At 39.2% G+C, this 17,920-nt stretch carries 16 protein-coding genes and 2 tRNA genes; 8 read left to right on the plus strand and 10 right to left on the minus strand.

The annotated features are described in order from the left end of the window. Positions 1 to 120: 120 nt before the first annotated feature. The 7 genes from MSKOL_RS17490 to hisG all read right to left on the minus strand — a co-directional run bounded on the left by MSKOL_RS17490 (position 121) and on the right by hisG (position 6,443). Entirely contained in the window at positions 121 to 1,182 is a 1,062-nt protein-coding gene (locus MSKOL_RS17490) for an ATP-binding cassette domain-containing protein (protein ID WP_048157937.1), read from the minus strand. Then, entirely contained in the window at positions 1,179 to 1,985 is an 807-nt protein-coding gene (locus tag MSKOL_RS17495) for an ABC transporter permease (RefSeq protein ID WP_197078789.1), read from the minus strand. The genes MSKOL_RS17490 and MSKOL_RS17495 overlap by 4 nt, the downstream gene beginning before the upstream one ends. Then, the gene (gene modA / locus MSKOL_RS17500; protein WP_048157938.1) at positions 1,973 to 2,791 is read right to left on the minus strand and encodes a molybdate ABC transporter substrate-binding protein; all 819 of its coding nucleotides are present in this window, start codon (positions 2,789 to 2,791) and stop codon (positions 1,973 to 1,975) included. The genes MSKOL_RS17495 and modA overlap by 13 nt, the downstream gene beginning before the upstream one ends. 163 nt (positions 2,792 to 2,954) lie before the next feature. Further along, positions 2,955 to 3,596 (minus strand): NAD(P)H-dependent oxidoreductase, encoded by a 642-nt coding sequence (locus MSKOL_RS17505; protein WP_048157939.1) that lies wholly within the window; start codon positions 3,594 to 3,596, stop codon positions 2,955 to 2,957. Positions 3,597 to 3,903: 307 nt separating this feature from the next. Further along, complete coding sequence (gene hisB, locus MSKOL_RS17510; protein WP_048157940.1) at positions 3,904 to 4,479, minus strand: imidazoleglycerol-phosphate dehydratase HisB; 576 nt, start codon at positions 4,477 to 4,479, stop codon at positions 3,904 to 3,906. A 136-nt stretch (positions 4,480 to 4,615) separates the two neighbouring features. Beyond that, positions 4,616 to 5,353 carry a 1-(5-phosphoribosyl)-5-[(5-phosphoribosylamino)methylideneamino]imidazole-4-carboxamide isomerase gene (gene hisA / locus MSKOL_RS17515; protein ID WP_048157941.1) on the minus strand — a complete coding sequence of 246 codons (738 nt, stop codon included), beginning with the start codon at positions 5,351 to 5,353 and terminating at the stop codon, positions 4,616 to 4,618. A 220-nt stretch (positions 5,354 to 5,573) separates the two neighbouring features. Next, positions 5,574 to 6,443 carry an ATP phosphoribosyltransferase gene (gene hisG / locus MSKOL_RS17520; RefSeq protein WP_048123115.1) on the minus strand — a complete coding sequence of 290 codons (870 nt, stop codon included), beginning with the start codon at positions 6,441 to 6,443 and terminating at the stop codon, positions 5,574 to 5,576. A 472-nt stretch (positions 6,444 to 6,915) separates the two neighbouring features. Here hisG and MSKOL_RS17525 point away from each other — a divergent pair, with 472 nt between their 5' ends. From MSKOL_RS17525 to MSKOL_RS17550, 5 genes are all read left to right on the plus strand, one after another. Then, positions 6,916 to 8,112: a methionine adenosyltransferase gene (locus tag MSKOL_RS17525; RefSeq protein ID WP_048157942.1), complete on the plus strand. Its 1,197-nt coding sequence runs from the start codon at positions 6,916 to 6,918 to the stop codon at positions 8,110 to 8,112. Positions 8,113 to 8,553: 441 nt separating this feature from the next. Beyond that, positions 8,554 to 8,669 (plus strand) — tRNA-Tyr (locus MSKOL_RS17530). A 112-nt stretch (positions 8,670 to 8,781) separates the two neighbouring features. After that, positions 8,782 to 8,854, plus strand: a tRNA-Asp gene (locus MSKOL_RS17535). A 927-nt stretch (positions 8,855 to 9,781) separates the two neighbouring features. Next, the gene (locus tag MSKOL_RS17545; RefSeq protein ID WP_048157944.1) at positions 9,782 to 10,333 is read left to right on the plus strand and encodes a tyrosine-type recombinase/integrase; all 552 of its coding nucleotides are present in this window, start codon (positions 9,782 to 9,784) and stop codon (positions 10,331 to 10,333) included. A gap of 510 nt (positions 10,334 to 10,843) precedes the next feature. Then, positions 10,844 to 11,089, plus strand: a complete 246-nt coding sequence (locus tag MSKOL_RS17550; protein ID WP_229394561.1) for a hypothetical protein — start codon at positions 10,844 to 10,846, stop codon at positions 11,087 to 11,089. A 192-nt stretch (positions 11,090 to 11,281) separates the two neighbouring features. Here the strand turns inward: MSKOL_RS17550 and MSKOL_RS17555 are convergent, their stop codons facing one another. Together MSKOL_RS17555 and MSKOL_RS17560 are read right to left on the minus strand one after the other, a co-directional pair. Further along, entirely contained in the window at positions 11,282 to 11,632 is a 351-nt protein-coding gene (locus MSKOL_RS17555) for a hypothetical protein (protein ID WP_048157945.1), read from the minus strand. A gap of 38 nt (positions 11,633 to 11,670) precedes the next feature. Continuing rightward, complete coding sequence (locus MSKOL_RS17560; RefSeq protein ID WP_048157946.1) at positions 11,671 to 11,949, minus strand: hypothetical protein; 279 nt, start codon at positions 11,947 to 11,949, stop codon at positions 11,671 to 11,673. 296 nt (positions 11,950 to 12,245) lie between these two features. Between MSKOL_RS17560 and MSKOL_RS17565 the strand changes: the two genes are divergently transcribed. Continuing rightward, positions 12,246 to 13,940: a hypothetical protein gene (locus MSKOL_RS17565; RefSeq protein ID WP_052725598.1), complete on the plus strand. Its 1,695-nt coding sequence runs from the start codon at positions 12,246 to 12,248 to the stop codon at positions 13,938 to 13,940. 510 nt (positions 13,941 to 14,450) lie between these two features. On the opposite strand, the gene MSKOL_RS17570 is transcribed toward MSKOL_RS17565, so the two are convergent. After that, positions 14,451 to 14,960: a hypothetical protein gene (locus MSKOL_RS17570; RefSeq protein ID WP_048157947.1), complete on the minus strand. Its 510-nt coding sequence runs from the start codon at positions 14,958 to 14,960 to the stop codon at positions 14,451 to 14,453. A gap of 864 nt (positions 14,961 to 15,824) precedes the next feature. Between MSKOL_RS17570 and MSKOL_RS17575 the strand changes: the two genes are divergently transcribed. Continuing rightward, positions 15,825 to 16,457 (plus strand): hypothetical protein, encoded by a 633-nt coding sequence (locus MSKOL_RS17575; RefSeq protein ID WP_048157948.1) that lies wholly within the window; start codon positions 15,825 to 15,827, stop codon positions 16,455 to 16,457. A gap of 38 nt (positions 16,458 to 16,495) precedes the next feature. Continuing rightward, on the plus strand, positions 16,496 to 17,665 hold the full coding sequence (locus tag MSKOL_RS17580; RefSeq protein WP_048157949.1) for a Xaa-Pro peptidase family protein: 1,170 nt from the start codon (positions 16,496 to 16,498) through the stop codon (positions 17,663 to 17,665). Positions 17,666 to 17,920 lie beyond the last annotated feature (255 nt).

Here is a 17,920-nt window from a genome sequence, read left to right on the forward strand (position 1 = left end):
TCTGACTCTGTTAATCTTGTTTCCAATATGCGTTAGTTCATTCCGACTTCAAATTTTCCTTGTCCTGTGAATTTTCTTGTGAATTTTCCTGTGAATTTTCCTGTGAATTTTCCTGTAAATTCACCTTATTATCCTGGCATTTGAAGCTTTGAACACAGCATATATTTCCCTGCCTGGTTCGAGCCCGAGCATTTCACATGAAGTCGGCGTAACCACGACTTTAATTTCTGCATGTCCCATATCCATCTCGACCACGACAAGATGTTCCTTTTTGAAAACTCCTGAAACTTTTCCCTTCAAAGTGTTTCGGGCCGAACTTTCCATAACCCCTCTGGCAAGAATAACCTCTTCCGGGCGGATAGAGACAGCAACCTCTTCTCCGGGTTCGGCAGGGTCTGATGAATAGATTTTCAGTCCTTCGGCTTCAATCACTGTAAGTTTTCCTTCGAGAGCCTTTACCTTTCCCTTAAGCACATTGGTGCCCAGAAACTCGGCCACGAAATCAGGAGAAGGTCGCCTGAAAACCGATTCAGGGTCACCTGACTGCATAACTTTCCCTTTCCTTAATACGACCACGCGGTTCGCCAGAGCCCAGACATCTTCAAAATCGTGGGTCACATGCAAAACAGTAGTACTGTACTCACTGATCGCTTTTTTCAGCATCTTCCTGAGCTTTTCTTTTGTTCTTGCATCAAGGGCGCTGAAGGGTTCGTCCAGAAGGAGCAGTTTTGGTCTGACTATAAGGCTCCTTGCAATGGCTGCCCTTTGCTTTTCTCCTCCGCTCAAAGTAGCTGGTTTTCTGTATAGCAGCTCACCTATCCCGAGGACTCCGGCAATCTGACTTACTTCAGCTTCGATCTGCTTTTTGTCTCTGAGCTTTTTTCGAATTGCATATGCTATATTTTCGAAAACGTTCATGTGAGGAAAAAGCATGTGGTCCTGATACACTATACTTATCTGCCTCATATCAGGAGGAAGATCGGTAATATCTTTTCCTTCGAGGATAATCCTGCCTTTTTCAGGACCGTAAAACCCTATTATCGTTTCAAGGAGAAGGGACTTCCCGCTTCCAGTAGGACCTATCAAAGTCAGATAATCTCCTTTTTCGGCTTTGAGCCCTATCCTGTCGAGTTCAAAACCCCCTACATCAAGGCAGAGGTCCCTGACTTCAAGAAAACTCACAGCCTCCCTCCTTCAAACCTTTCAAAGCTGAGGATTGCAAGAAAAGCAATTCCCATGAGCAAAATTCCACTTGTGATTGCCATTTCCAGATTTCCATAGGAAATGTTCAGGTAAAGGGTCACAGGCAGAACTTCGGTATACATATATGATCCCCCTGCCAGCACCAGCACTGCTCCAAAAGCCCCTATACAGCGGGCAAAAGTGATCACTCCTGAAGCAAAAAGCCCACTCTTTGCCATTGGAAGAGTCACGTGCCTGAAGGTTTCGAATTCCCCGTACCCAAAGCTCCTTGAGACCAGTTCGTATCTTGGGTTGATGTCTTCAAAGGTAGAGTAAATAATCCTTATAGCATAGGGAAAGGCTACAAAAAACTGGGCAATTATTATCCCGAGCTTGCTGAAGGTTACCTTTATCCCCACAGCTTCAAGCGCAGGCCCGAGAAAGCTCTGCCCGAAAAGAAGCAGGAGGGCAAGGCCCATTACCAGTTCAGGAAATGCCATAGGAAGCCCGAGTACGGTTTTTATAATGCTTTTTCCTGGAAAGGAGAAACGTGAAAGGGCATAAGCTGTCGGAATTGAACAGCACATTACAGAAAATGTTGAGATTGAAGAGGTCAGCACGGAAAGTTTCATTGAATAAAGCATTTCTTCCGAAAGCAGGGCTGAAAAGATTTCTGATGGACTAAGGACGAAGAACAAGGTTCCTATGGATAAGAAAAGCAAAAAAGTGAAGAACAGGGCAATGCCCACTGTGAGTTTCCTGAACCAAGAGTATTTCATACCCGGGTATTTTAAGAACTGCATGGCTCAAAGCCCCATTTTTCCCAGGTGGCCTTCGCTTCATCTCCTGCAATGTAAGTGTTAAATGCTTCTGCCAGTTCAGGGTCTTCTGTATATGTGGAAACTGCTGTGGGTATGGTCTGTATTTTATTCTGTTTTTCAGGGATAGAGATTACTTTGAGTTTTCCACTGGCTTCACTCCAGTTTGCCATATCTTCCCATATAATTGCTGCATCCGCATCTCCGGACGTGAGGTAAATAAGGAGCTGATTTACTGTTGCAGTCTTGACAATTGTGTTATTCTGTACTTCAGGAAGGATTCCTGCCTGTGTACAGATCTTTTCCGAGACCCTGCCTATTGCAGGCCCATTCGGGTCTCCAAGAGCCAGCTTTACTCCGGGTTTTGCCAGGTCCTCGAGTTTGCTTATGTTTGCAGGATTTCCCGCAGGTACTGCGATAACCGGGATATGTCGGGTCAGGTTTTCCACACTGTCATTGAAAACATAATTCCTTTCCATAGCCTGTTCAGTGTAGTGATAGTCTCCGGGAATGAAGACATCGCACTCCTTAGAGGTCAGAAATCCGAAGATTTCAGCACTTCCTCCATAACGAACCTCGATATCTGCTCCAGTTTCGTTTTCAAAATTCCCAATCAATTCATTCATGGGCTTTATAAGTCCTGCTCCGGCACAAACAGTGAGCTTCTGTCCCTCAAATTCATTTTCCGAATTATTAGAAGCAGGACCAGGAGACATTTTTTCAGTACATCCGGAGCCAGCCATAACCATAGCCAACAACATGATAATTATGAATGCGCAGACCTTTTTCATGCAAAACCCTCACATGGAATTTAGACGATATGTCTGAATATGCATAACGATTAATAGGACTTATTATAAAAACATTTTATATAAATATAATTGGAGAGTGGTAAAAAATATTATTGTTCTCCGGACCAAGAGATAAAAAAGTAAAGAAGTATATTTTTTTTATTTAAAGGTCAAGTATTCGATGCCTGTAATCTTCTAATTCTTCAGCTCCCCTTTCCCTGGACATAAGGCTCACTTCGTAAATGATATGAGATGGAAGCACGTTCATCCCCATATATTCAAAAATGCAATGGGTTATTGACTCCAGATGCTTATTCAGGTCTCCGTGGGCTCCTCCCTCAGAATACATTGCTTTTGGAGCTCCGGTAGTTGCAACAATCATTGCGGATTTTCCTTTAAAGAGCCCGGTATCGTAGGCATTATTCGTAACCGGGTTGAACCCAAACCCAGGAGCCAGAACGCGGTCGATCCATCCTTTCATTATAGCTGGCATGAAAGTGAAATAAATAGGGAACTGGAAAATCAGAAGGTCTGCCCACTTTACTTTTTCCATTTCCTCTTTAATATCAGGCGCAAAAGCCCCTGTTTTAGAGGCCTGTATCGCTTCAAAGAAAGGCTTGAAAACGTCCTGCTTTTTTCGTTCAGGAAAATCCGAAGCTTTCAGGACAGGATGAAACTTCATTGCATAAAGGTCCGAAAGCTTTACTTCATGCCCTTTCTCCTGCAGGGCAGCAAGTGCTGTTTCCTTTAAAGAGCCGTTAAAAGACTTCGGTTCCGGGTGTGCGTAAACATAAAGAACTTTCATTTCATTCCCCCAAATTATATATTAAATTCATTTTCCGGAATAAAAAAGTAAGGTTACTTAACTTTTGAAGCGACAGGAAACGAAAAACTACGCATCTGAACCTGCGGAATCAGATAAGATTCAAACGAATCTCATCATCCTGGGTTGAGTGCAACTGTTGACCCTCAATAGTTACGCCGGTTGATCATGCTGACCACCTTGTTGCTTGAACGCCTGGGTTTTCGGTCAAGCCTTTTTTGAAAAGGGTTGAGGGCAAGCAGTTTTTTGAAAAGGGTTGAGGGCGAGCAGTTATTTCAAAAGGCTTGCCTCACAGAGTACCTTTAGTGCTTTTTACCTCATTACCCTCGATTTTTACAGCACGTTTCATTGCATAGGCAAAAGCCTTGAAAAGAGCCTCGATTTTGTGATGGTCATTATCGCCATAGACACTCGCATGGATGGTAATTTTTGCATTTGAGGCAAGCGTTTCAAAGAAGTGCTTGACAAGCTGGGTACTGAATTGGCCTACCTGAGGAGATGAAAACTCGGCTTTCAGGACAAGATAGCTGCGTCCGCCTATATCCAGGGCGACCTCGGCAAGGGCTTCGTCCATTGGAATTCTGGCCTCCCCAAAACGGGCAATTCCTGCCATATCTCCAAGCGCCTCTGCAAGCACTTTTCCGAGAACTATTCCTGTGTCTTCCACAAGGTGATGCTCGTCCACGTACAGGTCGCCGTCCGCACGTACTTTGAGGTCAAACTCTGCATGCCTTGCAAAAGAAGTAAGCATATGGTCAAAAAACCCGATCCCTGTGTTAATATCGGCAATCCCAGTGCCGTCAAGGTTCAGCTCAAGCTGGATATCGGTCTCTTTTGTTTTGCGAGACAATTTACCTGTTCTCATACAGCATCACATTCTCTTTAAATTTATAAATACTTTTTATCTGGCTACCGTGAATTCCTTTCTATGTTTTTCCGGAAGATTGAAAAAGTGGAATTATGCCTAAGGTCTCTGCCAGGAAGTAAAAATAAGGTTCAGATCACTCATGCCGGATTATTTCAATCGCTGCTTCAAGTGTGAACCTGCCTGTATAGAGAGCACTACCTACCACCACTCCTGCTGCTCCGGTTTTCTTCAGGACCTGAAGGTCTTGAAGGGAACTTACTCCTCCAGATGCAATTACCGGAATGCTGACAGATTCCACAAGTTCTTTTGTAGGGACAGGATTTACGCCCTGCATAAGGCCTTCGGTATCGATATTTGTAAAAAGCAGGCTGCCTGCACCCAGTTCTTCAAACTTCCTTCCCATTTCTACAGGAGTTTGTGAGCATTCCTCAGTCCAACCTTTGATGGATATTTTTCCGTTTTTTGCATCCAGGGCAACGGTCACACGTTCGCTTCCAAAGGCATTTGAGAGCTGTTTTACAAGGTCCGGGTTCTGAAGCGCAGCCGTTCCGAGAATCGCCCTCGAGACTCCCAGTTCAAGCAGAGAAGCTGCGTCCTCAAAACTCCGAATGCCTCCTCCAACCTGAATCTGTACTCCTTTTTCCTGGCATTCACTCACTATTTTTTCGATTATAGGGGCGTTTTTACGCTCTCCTTCAATTGCTCCGTCCAGATCTACCAGATGCAGGGTCTTTGCCCCTTTTCGAACCCAATCAAGAGCAGCTTCAACAGGATCGTCAAGGGACACAATCTCACTGCCAGGCACTCCCTGCACAAGCTGAACGCACTTTCCGCCCCTCATATCCACTGCAGGAATTACTTCAAAAACCAAAGTCACATCTCCGACACGTCTTTGAGAAATCTCATTCTATCTTTGAGAAATCTCATTCTATCTTTGAGAAATCTCATCCTATCTTTGAGAAATCTCATTCTATCTTTGAGAAATCTCATTCTATCTTTGAGAAATCTCATTCTATCTTTGAGAAATCTCATTCTGTTAAATCTCATTCTGTTTGTCTTGCCTGAAAACCCATTTTCCGGATTTTTTCCTTTCAGGGCATTATTCTTTCGATAGGTACGACAAGAACGTCACGCGCACCAACCTTCTTCAACTTATTTACAATGGTAAAAATCAGGTCTGCGTCCACAACAGCATGAACTGCAAGGATGGATTCTCCGGGCAATTTGCTGGACTCGACCTTCATAACCGTCGGGCCTGACATTCCTGGAAGGACTTCTTTTACTGCTTTGAGGGAAGACTCGGGAACATTCATCATAAGATAACGCCGATGCTTTGCATTTAGCACGCTTTCCAGTGCAGTTTTGATGTCCAGAATTTTTTCCTTTTTCTTGAGGCTTTCCTTATTTGCGATCAGATAGACTGTGGAAGAAAAAACGGTGTCAATAGGCTTTAAATGATTAATCAACAGAGTGGTTCCGGAACTTGAGATGTCCACGATTGCATCCGCTATTCCCACATGTGGAGTCATTTCACAGGCTCCACTAACCTTTATAACCTCAACATTGATTCCAAGATTGTTGAAGTACTGGCGTGTGATTTCCGGGAACTCGGTTGCAATCTTTCGGCCTTCAAGATCCTCAGCTTTCTGGAAATCAGAGTCCTCAGGGACAGCCAGAACAAGGCTAGCCTTTCCGAATTTAAGGTCCAGAAGAGTTTCAACCTTTGCTCCTCTTTCCGTAATCAGATCTATGCCTGTAATACCTACGTCTGCAGCCCCATCCTGTACGTACTCAGGAATGTCAGCAGCCCTGGCAAAGAGGATATGGATATCCGGATCGGTAGTTTTTGCAAAAAGTTTTCGACTTTCGGCCCCTCCACTTATTGGGAGCCCTGCATCTTTGAAAATAGAGATTGTGGGTTCGTAAAGGCGCCCTTTATTGGGTATTGCAATGCGAATCATCTGTTATGTCCTCTATAAATAATCTGCCGGGAGGTGTTTTCCCGGGTAAGCTCATCAAAGTAAAAACATTTATCCAGAATACTCTAGTATAATATAGACTTCACGGTAAGATCTCATAGAAGTTTTCCTTTAAGAAAGGCAAGTCCATAGATAAAAAGCCTACTCATTACGAATTAATTTTGATGACAAATCAGTAAACTTCCAGAATTGAAGGTAAAAAATCGTTTTTAGAGTAATTATTACCTTTAGTAATTAAGGAGGGGGAAAAATTATATAGTCATAGTAATTTAATAGGGAAATGAGTTTTGAAGTATATATTAGAAATTATTAATGTCAGAGTAACAAAAGAATTAATCACAACAGAGTGCTAAGTATAGCAGACTGATGGTACAACTGACCGAAAAATAGTAAATCAATAACATTCCCATTTAATAATAAAAACTATTATCGATTTTGAAAAAAGAGGATCTAAATGGCCCGAAATATCAAAGTGGAGGAGCTCTTCCAAACTCCTATTGAGAAACAGAGGATAGAGCTTGTAGAACGCAAAGGGATAGGGCATCCTGATAGTATATCAGACGGACTGGCCGAAGCCGTAAGTCGCGCACTATGCAGGGAATACATAAGCAAATGTGGAGCCGTACTCCACCATAATACTGACGAAACCCAGATTGTAGCCGGGAGGTCCAGCCCAAAGTTCGGGGGCGGAGAAATACTGCAGCCTATATATATTCTACTGGTAGGCAGGGCAACAAAGGAGTTTGAGGGGGTAGATCTTGCTACCGAGTCTGTAGCTCTACAAGCTGCCAGACGCTATCTTAAGAATACCCTTGTAAACATGGATCTCGAAAGAGATGTCATAATGGACTGCAAACTCGGGACAGGGTCTTCAGACTTGAGAGATGTCTTCAAAAGAGACAGGATTCCGGTTGCAAATGATACCTCATTCGGGGTTGGACATGCTCCATTTTCCGAGCTTGAAAACCTCGTATATAACACCGAAAGGCAACTGCTCACAGACCTTAAGTCACGCATGCCTGGAATCGGAGAAGATATGAAGGTCATGGGACTCAGGGATGGAGAGGACATAACTCTTACAATATGCAGCGGCATGATCGGGAGATATATTGACGACCTTGACAGCTACATAAATATGACCCAGGAAATGCAGACTTATGTTGAGGAGATGGCAACCAGGTATACTGAGCGCAATGTAAAGGTCTGCATCAACACAGGAGATGACCTGAAAACCAGCTCTGTTTTCCTCACAGTTACAGGCACTTCAGCTGAAATGGGGGATGACGGCTCGGTAGGGCGCGGAAACCGCTGCAATGGGCTGATCACGCCAAACAGGCCTATGAGTATGGAGGCAACCAGCGGAAAGAACCCGATTAACCACATCGGTAAAATCTACAACCTCCTCTCGACCCAGATGGCCCGTGATATTGTAAAGCAGGTTCCGGAAGTCCAGGACGTTTACATAAGGCTGCTTTCCCAGATCGGAAAACCAATTGACCAGCCACTCGTAGCAAGTGCGCAGATTATCCCCAGAGAAGGCACTTCTTTTGCAAAGGTCAAAGCCGAAGCCGAAGTTGTCATGGATGACTGGCTTTCCAATGTGACAAAGATTACCGAAATGGTAATTAAAGGAGAATTGAACACTTTCTAAACAAGGAAAATATTATCGAGAAGAACCTTTGGGTTCTTTTCATAATACTTTTATTAGGACTATTTTTAATATTAGCTTATAAATTAATGAGAATTTGCTCATTTTTAATGTAAAATTTGGTGCTTTAAGTTTAAAGCCGATTGTTTTTATGCATAATCAGGTTATTTTTAGGTCAAGCGTGGGCATTTATTGGAAAAATAGGTTTATTTTTAAGAACTGGAGAGTAACATCGAGTTATGAAAACACTCCAGAGAACTCGTAAGAGAGCTCATGAGAAAACTCTTAAGAGTTAGGAGTAAAGTAGGCTATAGAATGAGTTTACATGCTCAAAATATTCATAAAAATGCCCCTATAGCCCATATATAGCGTAAAACATATATATCATCACCATATATGAGATGGTGCACTCAAGCAGTGCAACAGTGGAACAATAAACATTGTCCCGCCTTAACTCAGTGGTAGAGTGCGCGGCTGTAGTTCGGCTCGTGCGGGTAAAATTACCCGTACATTTCCGCGCAGGCACCGCGATGTCCCCGGTTCGAGTCTGGGAGGCGGGACCTAAACAATTTCCAGAATCGAAAAGCTTCAACGGGAACATTTATATATTAAAAAAGCGTTTATGTTTTGCTCGCAACGCGGGTGAAAAACAATAGCAAAAGACACCGAAGTGTCCGGATAGTGTAGAGGCCTATCATGGAGCCCTGTCGAGGCTCCGACTCGGGTTCGAATCCCGGTCCGGGCGTTATTGACTAAATTAAAGCTCGATTGTCACTAATCGAGCGAAAACTTTTTTATAATTCTTTTCTTAAAATTAATTCATTTTATACAACTTTTTTCATAAAATTAATTTTTAGGCAGCGCCTTCAACACAAGTAAAAAAGCTTTTCAAAACTATTTCATATTAACATTATGAATATTTTATTTTCAGTTTTTGACGCTTCTCTTCGAACTCTTCATTACGATCAGCGAAACGAACAGGAGAAAAAAAGATTGAATGAAGTCAATGATTTGATTCGCACATTTATTTTGATTTTGATATTTTAGGAATACAAAATTAAGCCGTTTCCATTTTGTGGACTCACCTGAATCATCCACCAAACCCCTATTATTTAGCACTCTGGAAATATCATTACCATTTCCACATCCTCCAAGCAATTGCGCCAATGCTTGAATTTGACCTTCTTGAAAGGAAGGAAAAGTACTCATATCATATTTCTAAGAGGAATTAAAAATATATTGAACTGTATATTTGTAGTAACTCATACTGATACACTATTCATGTAAATTTGTGGAAAAGGGAAAAGTATCATATTTTTCTACAAATTCTTTTCTCATTTCTAATATCTCAGAATAAGTGGAGGTAATAGTATTACTTTTAATATATTTTTTTAATTTTTTAGCTACATTATACACCGCTAGTTCTGTTGAAATCATGCGTGGAGGTTTTCGAAATGTCTCGGTGACTTATTAAACTTGCTTTATATTTCTGCGATCAACACTTAGAAAAAGAAGTTATTTGAAAATTCGATAGCAGAATGCCTGAAAAAAGGATTTAAGCAAAATTTGCTTAATCTTTACGGTGAGCCTTCACATACTGTTTTTGAATTTTATACTTTAAAAGTAGAGCCTATCCCAAAAGCTCATTTACTCTAATTATTGCTGCTACTATTTGGAAAATGGTTTGGTTACAGCTGATGGTACGAAGGTGTTAATAGTTGCTGAATATGATAAGTTTGTAAATTTTATTCCTATAAAGTTCAAGCCTATTTTTGAAGTGAATACCATTACAGGTCTCAGGTATGTAGAGCTTCAAAGGCTACACGATCACGAGGAATGGTATTACACAGAAAGAAACCAGATTATACTTCCAAAGGAGGCACAAAGGAAAGTAAAGCAAAAACTAGTGAAACGTACCATTGACAAACTGCCTGCAACTTTCCCTTATATCTTCAAGGTCTTTGTTGAGGGGAGAAGACCGCCAGAGCGTACAACATGGTTTGAGAACTTAGAAAGATGGAGCAAGAAAGCAGGAATAAGCCCAAAGGTTAATCCAAAGACTCCTAGGAAAACAATTGAATCATGGATGTTGAAGGCAGGGATTCCAGAGATTGAGATTTACTCTCGTCAGGGACATGCCCACATTACAAGTCTTAGGCATTATCAGAGCTTGTCTTTTACTGATTACGAAATGAGATATATAGAAAAGAGACTCATTGAATGAGGAATTCTTAAAAGGAGAATTTGAGTGAATGTTGCCCCATAACATTAGCCCTAAGTCGGGTACTGTAAAGTCTTGGGGAGCTATGAATATCTCTCAATTAGCATTGAACCTATGAAATATCATCTTCCTAAGACTTTACAGTGCCTGTTTTGTGAGGAACTTTAAAATACGAACATTCTATAGTAAAACCAGTGTAGTAATAAAACGAATTCACAGAAGATTATACACTACTTTAATATCTAACAGAACAAAACAAACACCAGGGACAACTAAAGCTTAATGGAAAGAAATCAATTCCTAAACCACTGTGTCCAAAGCATAGTGAATATCTGAAAAGAATCTATAAAAGAGAGAGAATAAACAGTAAGTGGCGATATTCCCCGTATGGATGGGCTTGCCCTTCGTCATCCTGCGATTACATAATAAAAGATTTTGTGGTGCTAAAAGAAGAAACCGAATCCACGAACGAGCTAGAAAACTATTGAATTACGGAAAAGGATGAATAAAAGCATGACTGAAATGACAATAATTGAAGCACTTGAAAAACTCGCAGAGCTCAACAACTACGAAGAAATTTTAGTAAAAATCAAAGATGATGAACCTACTTTAATTGATTTAGAAATTGATGATATCCGAAAGTTCGCGGATGATCCGGACCAAACTTTTAATTTGATAGTCACAGAGTACACGATACGAGAGCTAGATGAAAACGGAAATGAAAAGTTAGGAGAACCTCTGTATAGAGTGGTTAAATAATCTATTCTTTTTTCTTTCCTTTTTGTGCCATAATAGAATGCCTGCAGCTGTCAGGCATTGATGTGTTGGCAGTGCATTGAGTTTTCTGTAAATTTGCTTCGTAGTTTATTCATATGTTTCATGGTAAAACCTGTCCATCAATGAAAATGTGAATTGACAAGTTTACAAAACAGAATTATTTTGATAAAACATTTAATTCTTGTATCCGAATATCTTATTATATTTTCGATGATTGACCAAATCGACTACAATTACTAAAGTTTCGTCACCTGAATTCCCATCCATGACCGTGTAAAGCATTCTCCAATAAAGTGGAAGTTCTACACGAAAAAGGTTTGTAATCCCATACTTCGTTCTATAATCAGGAGGAATGAGATTTTTTGCAATTGGTTGCCCGTACTGAAAATTTCTTTTTAGTAATTCCACTTTTTGAAGGAATGCGTTAAGGAGTGTTTCTTCCTGTTTTGAGTCTGGAGCCTTAATTTTAAGAAATTGATAGACCTCTTCCGCTTCCGGAGTCAATCTTATAACTACTCGCTTCATACTGAACCTGGATCAAAGTAAGTTTAACGTCTAAGGTATCACAGTTCAAGCCCATGAATCGCCACGTTTCTTAAATTTTTATTATCGTTTTTTATCCAGGTTATACCTCTTAACCCCACAGCAATTTTATTACTTTTTTCAAGATATTCCAAAATAGTCATTAAAGTATTGTGATTTACCTGCTTTGGAAGTGCTCTTTTTAGCTCCGCTATGGTTATTACACTGTTTTGGGAATTTTGGATAGTATCTTCTACCATGAGAATAGTATTGAGTGTCGGAGAAGGTTTTGTTTTATCGCAATGTAGGGCTTCTGTCATGACTCCACGTCCATATTTTTAATGAAAACGTAATAAATAGTTATTAGTTAATAAACTATTGTTATTCATACATAAATATCTTTTCTTACCAATTATCTAATACAAAACAGAAACAAGGGATTGAATAAAAAAGAAAAAAGACAAAGACATTACTTAAGTTTGAAGATAGTAACATTTTAGGATTATACACAGTTTCCATTTAAATCTGTGTATTTCAAATAAAAGAGAATACTTTAATGTTTACTAAAAACATTCATACATCACTAAATAAATCACCTTAAGTCTCAAGGGATCTTATGCTACAAATAATTACAGGAAAATTCTTTAAAAAAGATGTCCCTCTTCGTACTTATGATGGAAAAGGAATTACATATTCAAATTATTCATGGATGGAGCCTATAAAAACAAGTGTTGCAACTCTTGAACCAGTCGAGATATATAGTACATCGGTTTCCTCGTTTGTAATAAGCTATGTGAACAAAATAGAAAAAATGGAGGGACCTGGTTCTATTGTTAGGATTGGGGACTACGAAATTGTTCACCAGTTCGAGCTTCTTTCTTTTTTTGGACTAAAGTCTTTTTTTTCAAATGATAGGCCCACTGTTGAAATAAATTGTAGAAACCAGCCTAAGACATTTGGGGATCAATTTCTGCCTTCTAAATTTGTATATCGATTTTTCCAATCCAATATAAGTGGAAGCATGGATGAGATTCAATATTTTATGACTTTCGTGGATAAAGTTGTAGGGTTACCTAGGAAAGAATATTCAGCATTTATTAACTGTTTAGAAAACTTTTATAATGCTTTGCAAGTACTTAATTATAATATAGACTTATCATATTCAATGCTGGTTTTTTGTCTGGAATCGCTAAGTCAAAATTTTGAGAACTTTGAACCGACTTGGGATGATTATGATCCAAAAATAAGAACAAAATTAAATGATTATTTTTTTCAGATAGAACCAGAAGTTGCAAACGGTATTCAAAAGGTACTAGTTGAATCACAAAATTTGAAGTTGCAGAAAAGATTTGTAGATTTTTGTGAAAAGTACATTTCTGATAGTTATTTTTTTAAAGAAGCAAAAGGTGTAAGAAATGCAACAAGGAAATCTCAATTAAATAGAGCCTTAAAAAATGCATATAGTACAAGATCTCTATATGCACATCAATTGAAACCGATTAGGGAACAATTAAAAATTCCTTATATTGCAGAAGCTGACATATTCGTTTGGGAAAAAGAACCATATTTCACCTTTAATGGTTTAGTTCGATTGACTCATCATATTCTCACTAATTTTGTGCATATTCAAAACAATCTAGACACTGAAGAATTTGCATGGAAATATGATTTACCTGGAATTGTTGAAGGAGAAGTAGCCCCTCAATACTGGGTTCACATTTCAGAAAATTTTGAACCAGCGATGGCAATTAAACGGCTTTCTGGGTTTCTAGAAATATTACAGAGCGGAATCATTGAAAATCAACCAATTCCAAATTTAAACGAATTGCTGGAAAAATACGAATGTTTGATTCCTACAAGTAAAGTAGATAATAGAATCCCTATGTTGGCTCTCTATTATTTATATAATTATTTTATTGAAGAGAAAGACAGGATAACAAACTATTCCAGATTTACTCAAAAATATTCAACTGATTTCCAATGTTGCTGTATTGAGATGATGGTTGTTAGCTCATTTGAAGATGAAAACTGGCCGTGGGAACTTGAAAAATGTGTCTCTGTATACAGAGAATACGACAAAAAAAGATTTTCGAAAAATAATCTCAAAATACCCTTGTTTATAGAAATAAGAATAATATTAAAAATAGCGAATGCTTATCTGTATAGAAAAATGATTGAGGAATACGAGGAATGGATGGATATAGCTTTTTTTGAATTGGCTGGAAGAGATGATATTCAAATATTAATTAATGATCATAAACTCCAGAGAGAACCCATAAATTTAAATTTAATTATGAAGACAGTAATCTAATAATCACAATTATAGCACAAATACTAATATTTTTGAATGATATGCGAGTGTTTATTTTCAATAGTTATTGATTTTTGTTTACTCTTTTCAGAATGTCAGCTTTTATCCTAAAGCCTTACTGTGGATACGAACGTATTATATCATAAAGTTCGGACATCAAACATTCTGAAAAATTAAATTTAGTAAATCTCATTCATAATATTTTTGCAACAGAACCATAAAAGTTTCTTAATTATATTTTCATGGCAAGAAACCTGATTAATCATTCATAATTTGAGATTATGGAAACCAATTTTGAGTTTTGGGATCGGCTCGTAGATAATAAAAATTCGATACCAAGATACCCGAAAAATGGTTTAAACAAAATTTGCTTAATCTTTACGCTGAAACTCCTCATACTGTTTTTGAATTTTATATTTTAAAAGTCGATAATAAAAATTCAATAAAAAGAAACGAAACGCATCACATTCTGATGAATGTCATGCTCTTTTTAAAGGTTAGACGGTACAGTTATCCACGCCTATATTTTCGGAAACTGATGCCTTTTGCATAGAGTTTCCTGGCAATATCATCAACCGATGCAGGATAGACCTCAAAGAGCAGCTCACTCTGGGAGAGCTTAACCCTGACATGCTCCAGCTCTATGCCCCAGTACTGCATGACAAGATCCTTGTAGAATTCCCTGGCCTGCTCTGTGAAGTCCCGCAAGGCCTGCACAAGGCCAAGGACAGTGAGCTTTGAGTCAATAGGCAGAAAATTGTCGTCATAAATGACGTTTGTTGGCCTGATGTCGTGCAGACTTTGCAAATAATGAATCACGTTGACATGGAAGTACATTGTCCTTGAACCGCGCAGCTGCAGCTCCCAGGCCGAGTACTCAGATTCTTTCCTGAGGACCTGTTCAAACCTGCCTTTTTTTATCCTTGAACGTTTGACGTGCTGGATGAAACGGTCTCTGAGTTCTTTGTCAAAAAAATGGTCCTCAAGCGCATATTCTTCATCATAGACAACAAAAAACACCTTGTCTATGCAGATACGTTCCAGGTCAAAAGTCTCAAAATACGTTTCATCCAGAAGATGACCTTTTTTCCGGTATCGACCTGTTTTCTTGTGTCACTTTGTTATCTTGACTCCTAATACCCTAGATAGCAATAATCCGACACGTTTTTAACCGGATAAAAAATAGATTTTGATGGCTTCTTTGACAGTTTTTTACTCATAAAATTTCAATCTGTCTTTAATTATTTCAATATATCGTCTTCAAGCAGAACCTTGAGATCGAGCATAAAAGGAGTACTTTTTGTACCCTTTTATTCGATTTATTTAAAGTTATGAGCTTGTCGTTTCTAAATCTATGCCATACTTTCTTCAAATAATCTGTAGTATTCATCGTCTGTGAGGTTTCCGACTTCCTTGCCTCATCCATTCCATACTTTCTTCATATAATCTGTGGTATTCGTTGCCTTTGGGACTTCCGCCTTTATTCAAGCATATTCGGATAACGCTAAACACAACCCGAAATGTTACCTCACATAAAAAAAGAAAGAAAATTAAGTTTCCAAAGTAAAGTATATCTTCTATCATTTTCTTAATACTTCCTCTTTTTTCACATACTCTGTACCCTTACCAGTAAACTGGATAAATAAAAAAGATATAGGCATTCCACATCTAATAGTAGAGTTTATTAGGGTCACCTTGATTCTTACAAGCTCTCTTTTGCCTTAACAGGTATATTAAACTTATCTGAGTTTATATAAATTCTCATATTATACGAGCAGTATTTAAAGTAAACGTAACATATAAAAAAATAGAACTAGTGATTACTGCGAAAAAATGTAGAGTTGGAAAGATAGAGTTGGAAAGGTAGAGCTGGAAGAATGAAAGATGGAAATTGAAGCTGTCAAGTCTGACGATACTCAGGAAGAGCTGGATACCATACAGGAAAAATTCGAAACTACCAGGGAAAAAATGGAGCTTGAAACCCTCGATTTTATTGAAGCTACCAAAAAATTCACCTCCGAATGGATTCAAAGAGAAATTGAAATAGCTGCACACTCTCCAGAAAATGCAGCTTTTCCTGAGAACTTAAGATTTCATAACAAAAAACCCGGGGAATCAAACTTAGACCTGAAGGAGCTGGCCCTCAAAATTTCAGATATTGTAGAAACTCATCTTAACCACGGCGATTACTGGATCCATAGAAACGCACTGTTGCAGCCTGATATTTCCAGAGACTACATGGAGTTTAAAAAGGAAAAAATTCGAAAGGAACTGACCTCAAGCATTCGAAGAATTCTTGGCTGCGCTACCGAGCTTTTCTGGAAAATCGAAAAAGGAGAAACTGAGAATAAAGCCTGGGTAAATGAGCTGGGGAGAAGAAAATATGTGTGTTTTCTCAGGTTTTCGGATGAAATGACAGCCTCTCTTAATCGTTATTTTGGGATGCTTGAGGAGCTTTTTGTTCTGAAATATGAAATTAAAGAAGAAATCTTACGGATGGAAGGAAAAAAGCTCTGACAATAAGACCTTTATGCACAAAGCTAGAATTACCCTTCATGACCGAACCAGAGTTCAGTATAAAGAAGGCCCTTGAAGAGGCAGGCACCGATGCCTATCTTATGACAGGGAATCTTCACAATTCAGATATTTATTACGTAACCCGCTTCCTGGCTTCCGACGATTTTGCATACCTGCAAACCGACGAAGGAAAAGAGATACTTTTTATTTCGGATATGGAAAAAGGGAGAGCTGAGATCGAGTCAAGGGTTTCGACAATAAAAACATTGCAGGATCTGGGTTACAGAGAGAAGATGAAGGAGAAAAAAGATCCATCTATTGCCTATGCAGCCTGCATATCCGAGCTGCTTGCGAGAGAAGGAATTAAGAAAGTCGCAGTGCCATACGATTTCCCGGTATTTGAATCAAATTACCTTAAAGAAGCGGGCTTTTCCGTAGTCCCAATAAAAAGCCCGTTTCGAAAAATCAGGAGTTTGAAGAGGCCGGAAGAACTTGAAGCCATAAAGTATGCCCAGATGGCCGGAGAAAAGGCTATGGAAGCCGCTATAGCCTTGATATCAGAAGCAGAAGAAAGGGACGGCCTTCTCTATCACTCAGGGGAAGTACTGACAGGAGCTACAGTGCTTTCGGTTATAGATCATACCCTTCTGGACTATGGATGCGAGGCAGAAGAAACTATTGTTTCATGTGGCAAGGATACAGCAAATCCCCATGGAACGACTGACGGCCCTCTGAGGGCAAACGCCCCAATTATCCTGGACATTTTCCCGAGAAGCAAGAAAAAACGATATTTTGCGGACATGACGCGCACAGTCCTGCATGGAAAAGCTTCGGAAGAGCTCAAAAAGATGTATGAAACTGTACTTGCAGCCCAGAAAAAAGGCTTTGAAATGGTTAAGCCAGGAGTAAAGGCATCTGATGTGCATAATGCTGTCTGCGATTTCTTCGAAGCGCAAGGTTATGACACATACCGAAGTGGTGCAAAGGTAGGTTTTATCCACTCAACAGGACATGGGGTAGGGCTCGACATACATGAACTCCCAGGAGTCGGAGAAAATGGGGTTTTACTTGAGGTAGGCAATGTGATCACTCTCGAGCCTGGCCTGTACTACCCTGAAATCGGTGGAATACGAATTGAGGATATGGTCCTGGTCACCGAAAATGGATGTCAGAACTTTACAGGGCTGGAAAAGAGATTTGTAGTATAAAAGAATTACAATTGAAAGGATTTGTTATATATTTATATTTAAATGACAATATTTAATTTGCTCAAATCGAAGATAGTCTGTTAAAAGAAAAGATTATCCACAACACACTCAGGAAAGCTGTTAAAGTTCCAGTACTTTCAGATAAAATTGCAATAAGACTTTAATAATTCAAGTATGTTTCAGTAAAATTACAATTTATCAATAATTCTAATAAGATTTCAACAAGATTTCAATAAAACTCCAATAAATTACAAT

The sequence above is a fragment of the Methanosarcina sp. Kolksee genome, from assembly GCF_000969945.1.
Classification (GTDB): domain Archaea; phylum Halobacteriota; class Methanosarcinia; order Methanosarcinales; family Methanosarcinaceae; genus Methanosarcina; species Methanosarcina vacuolata.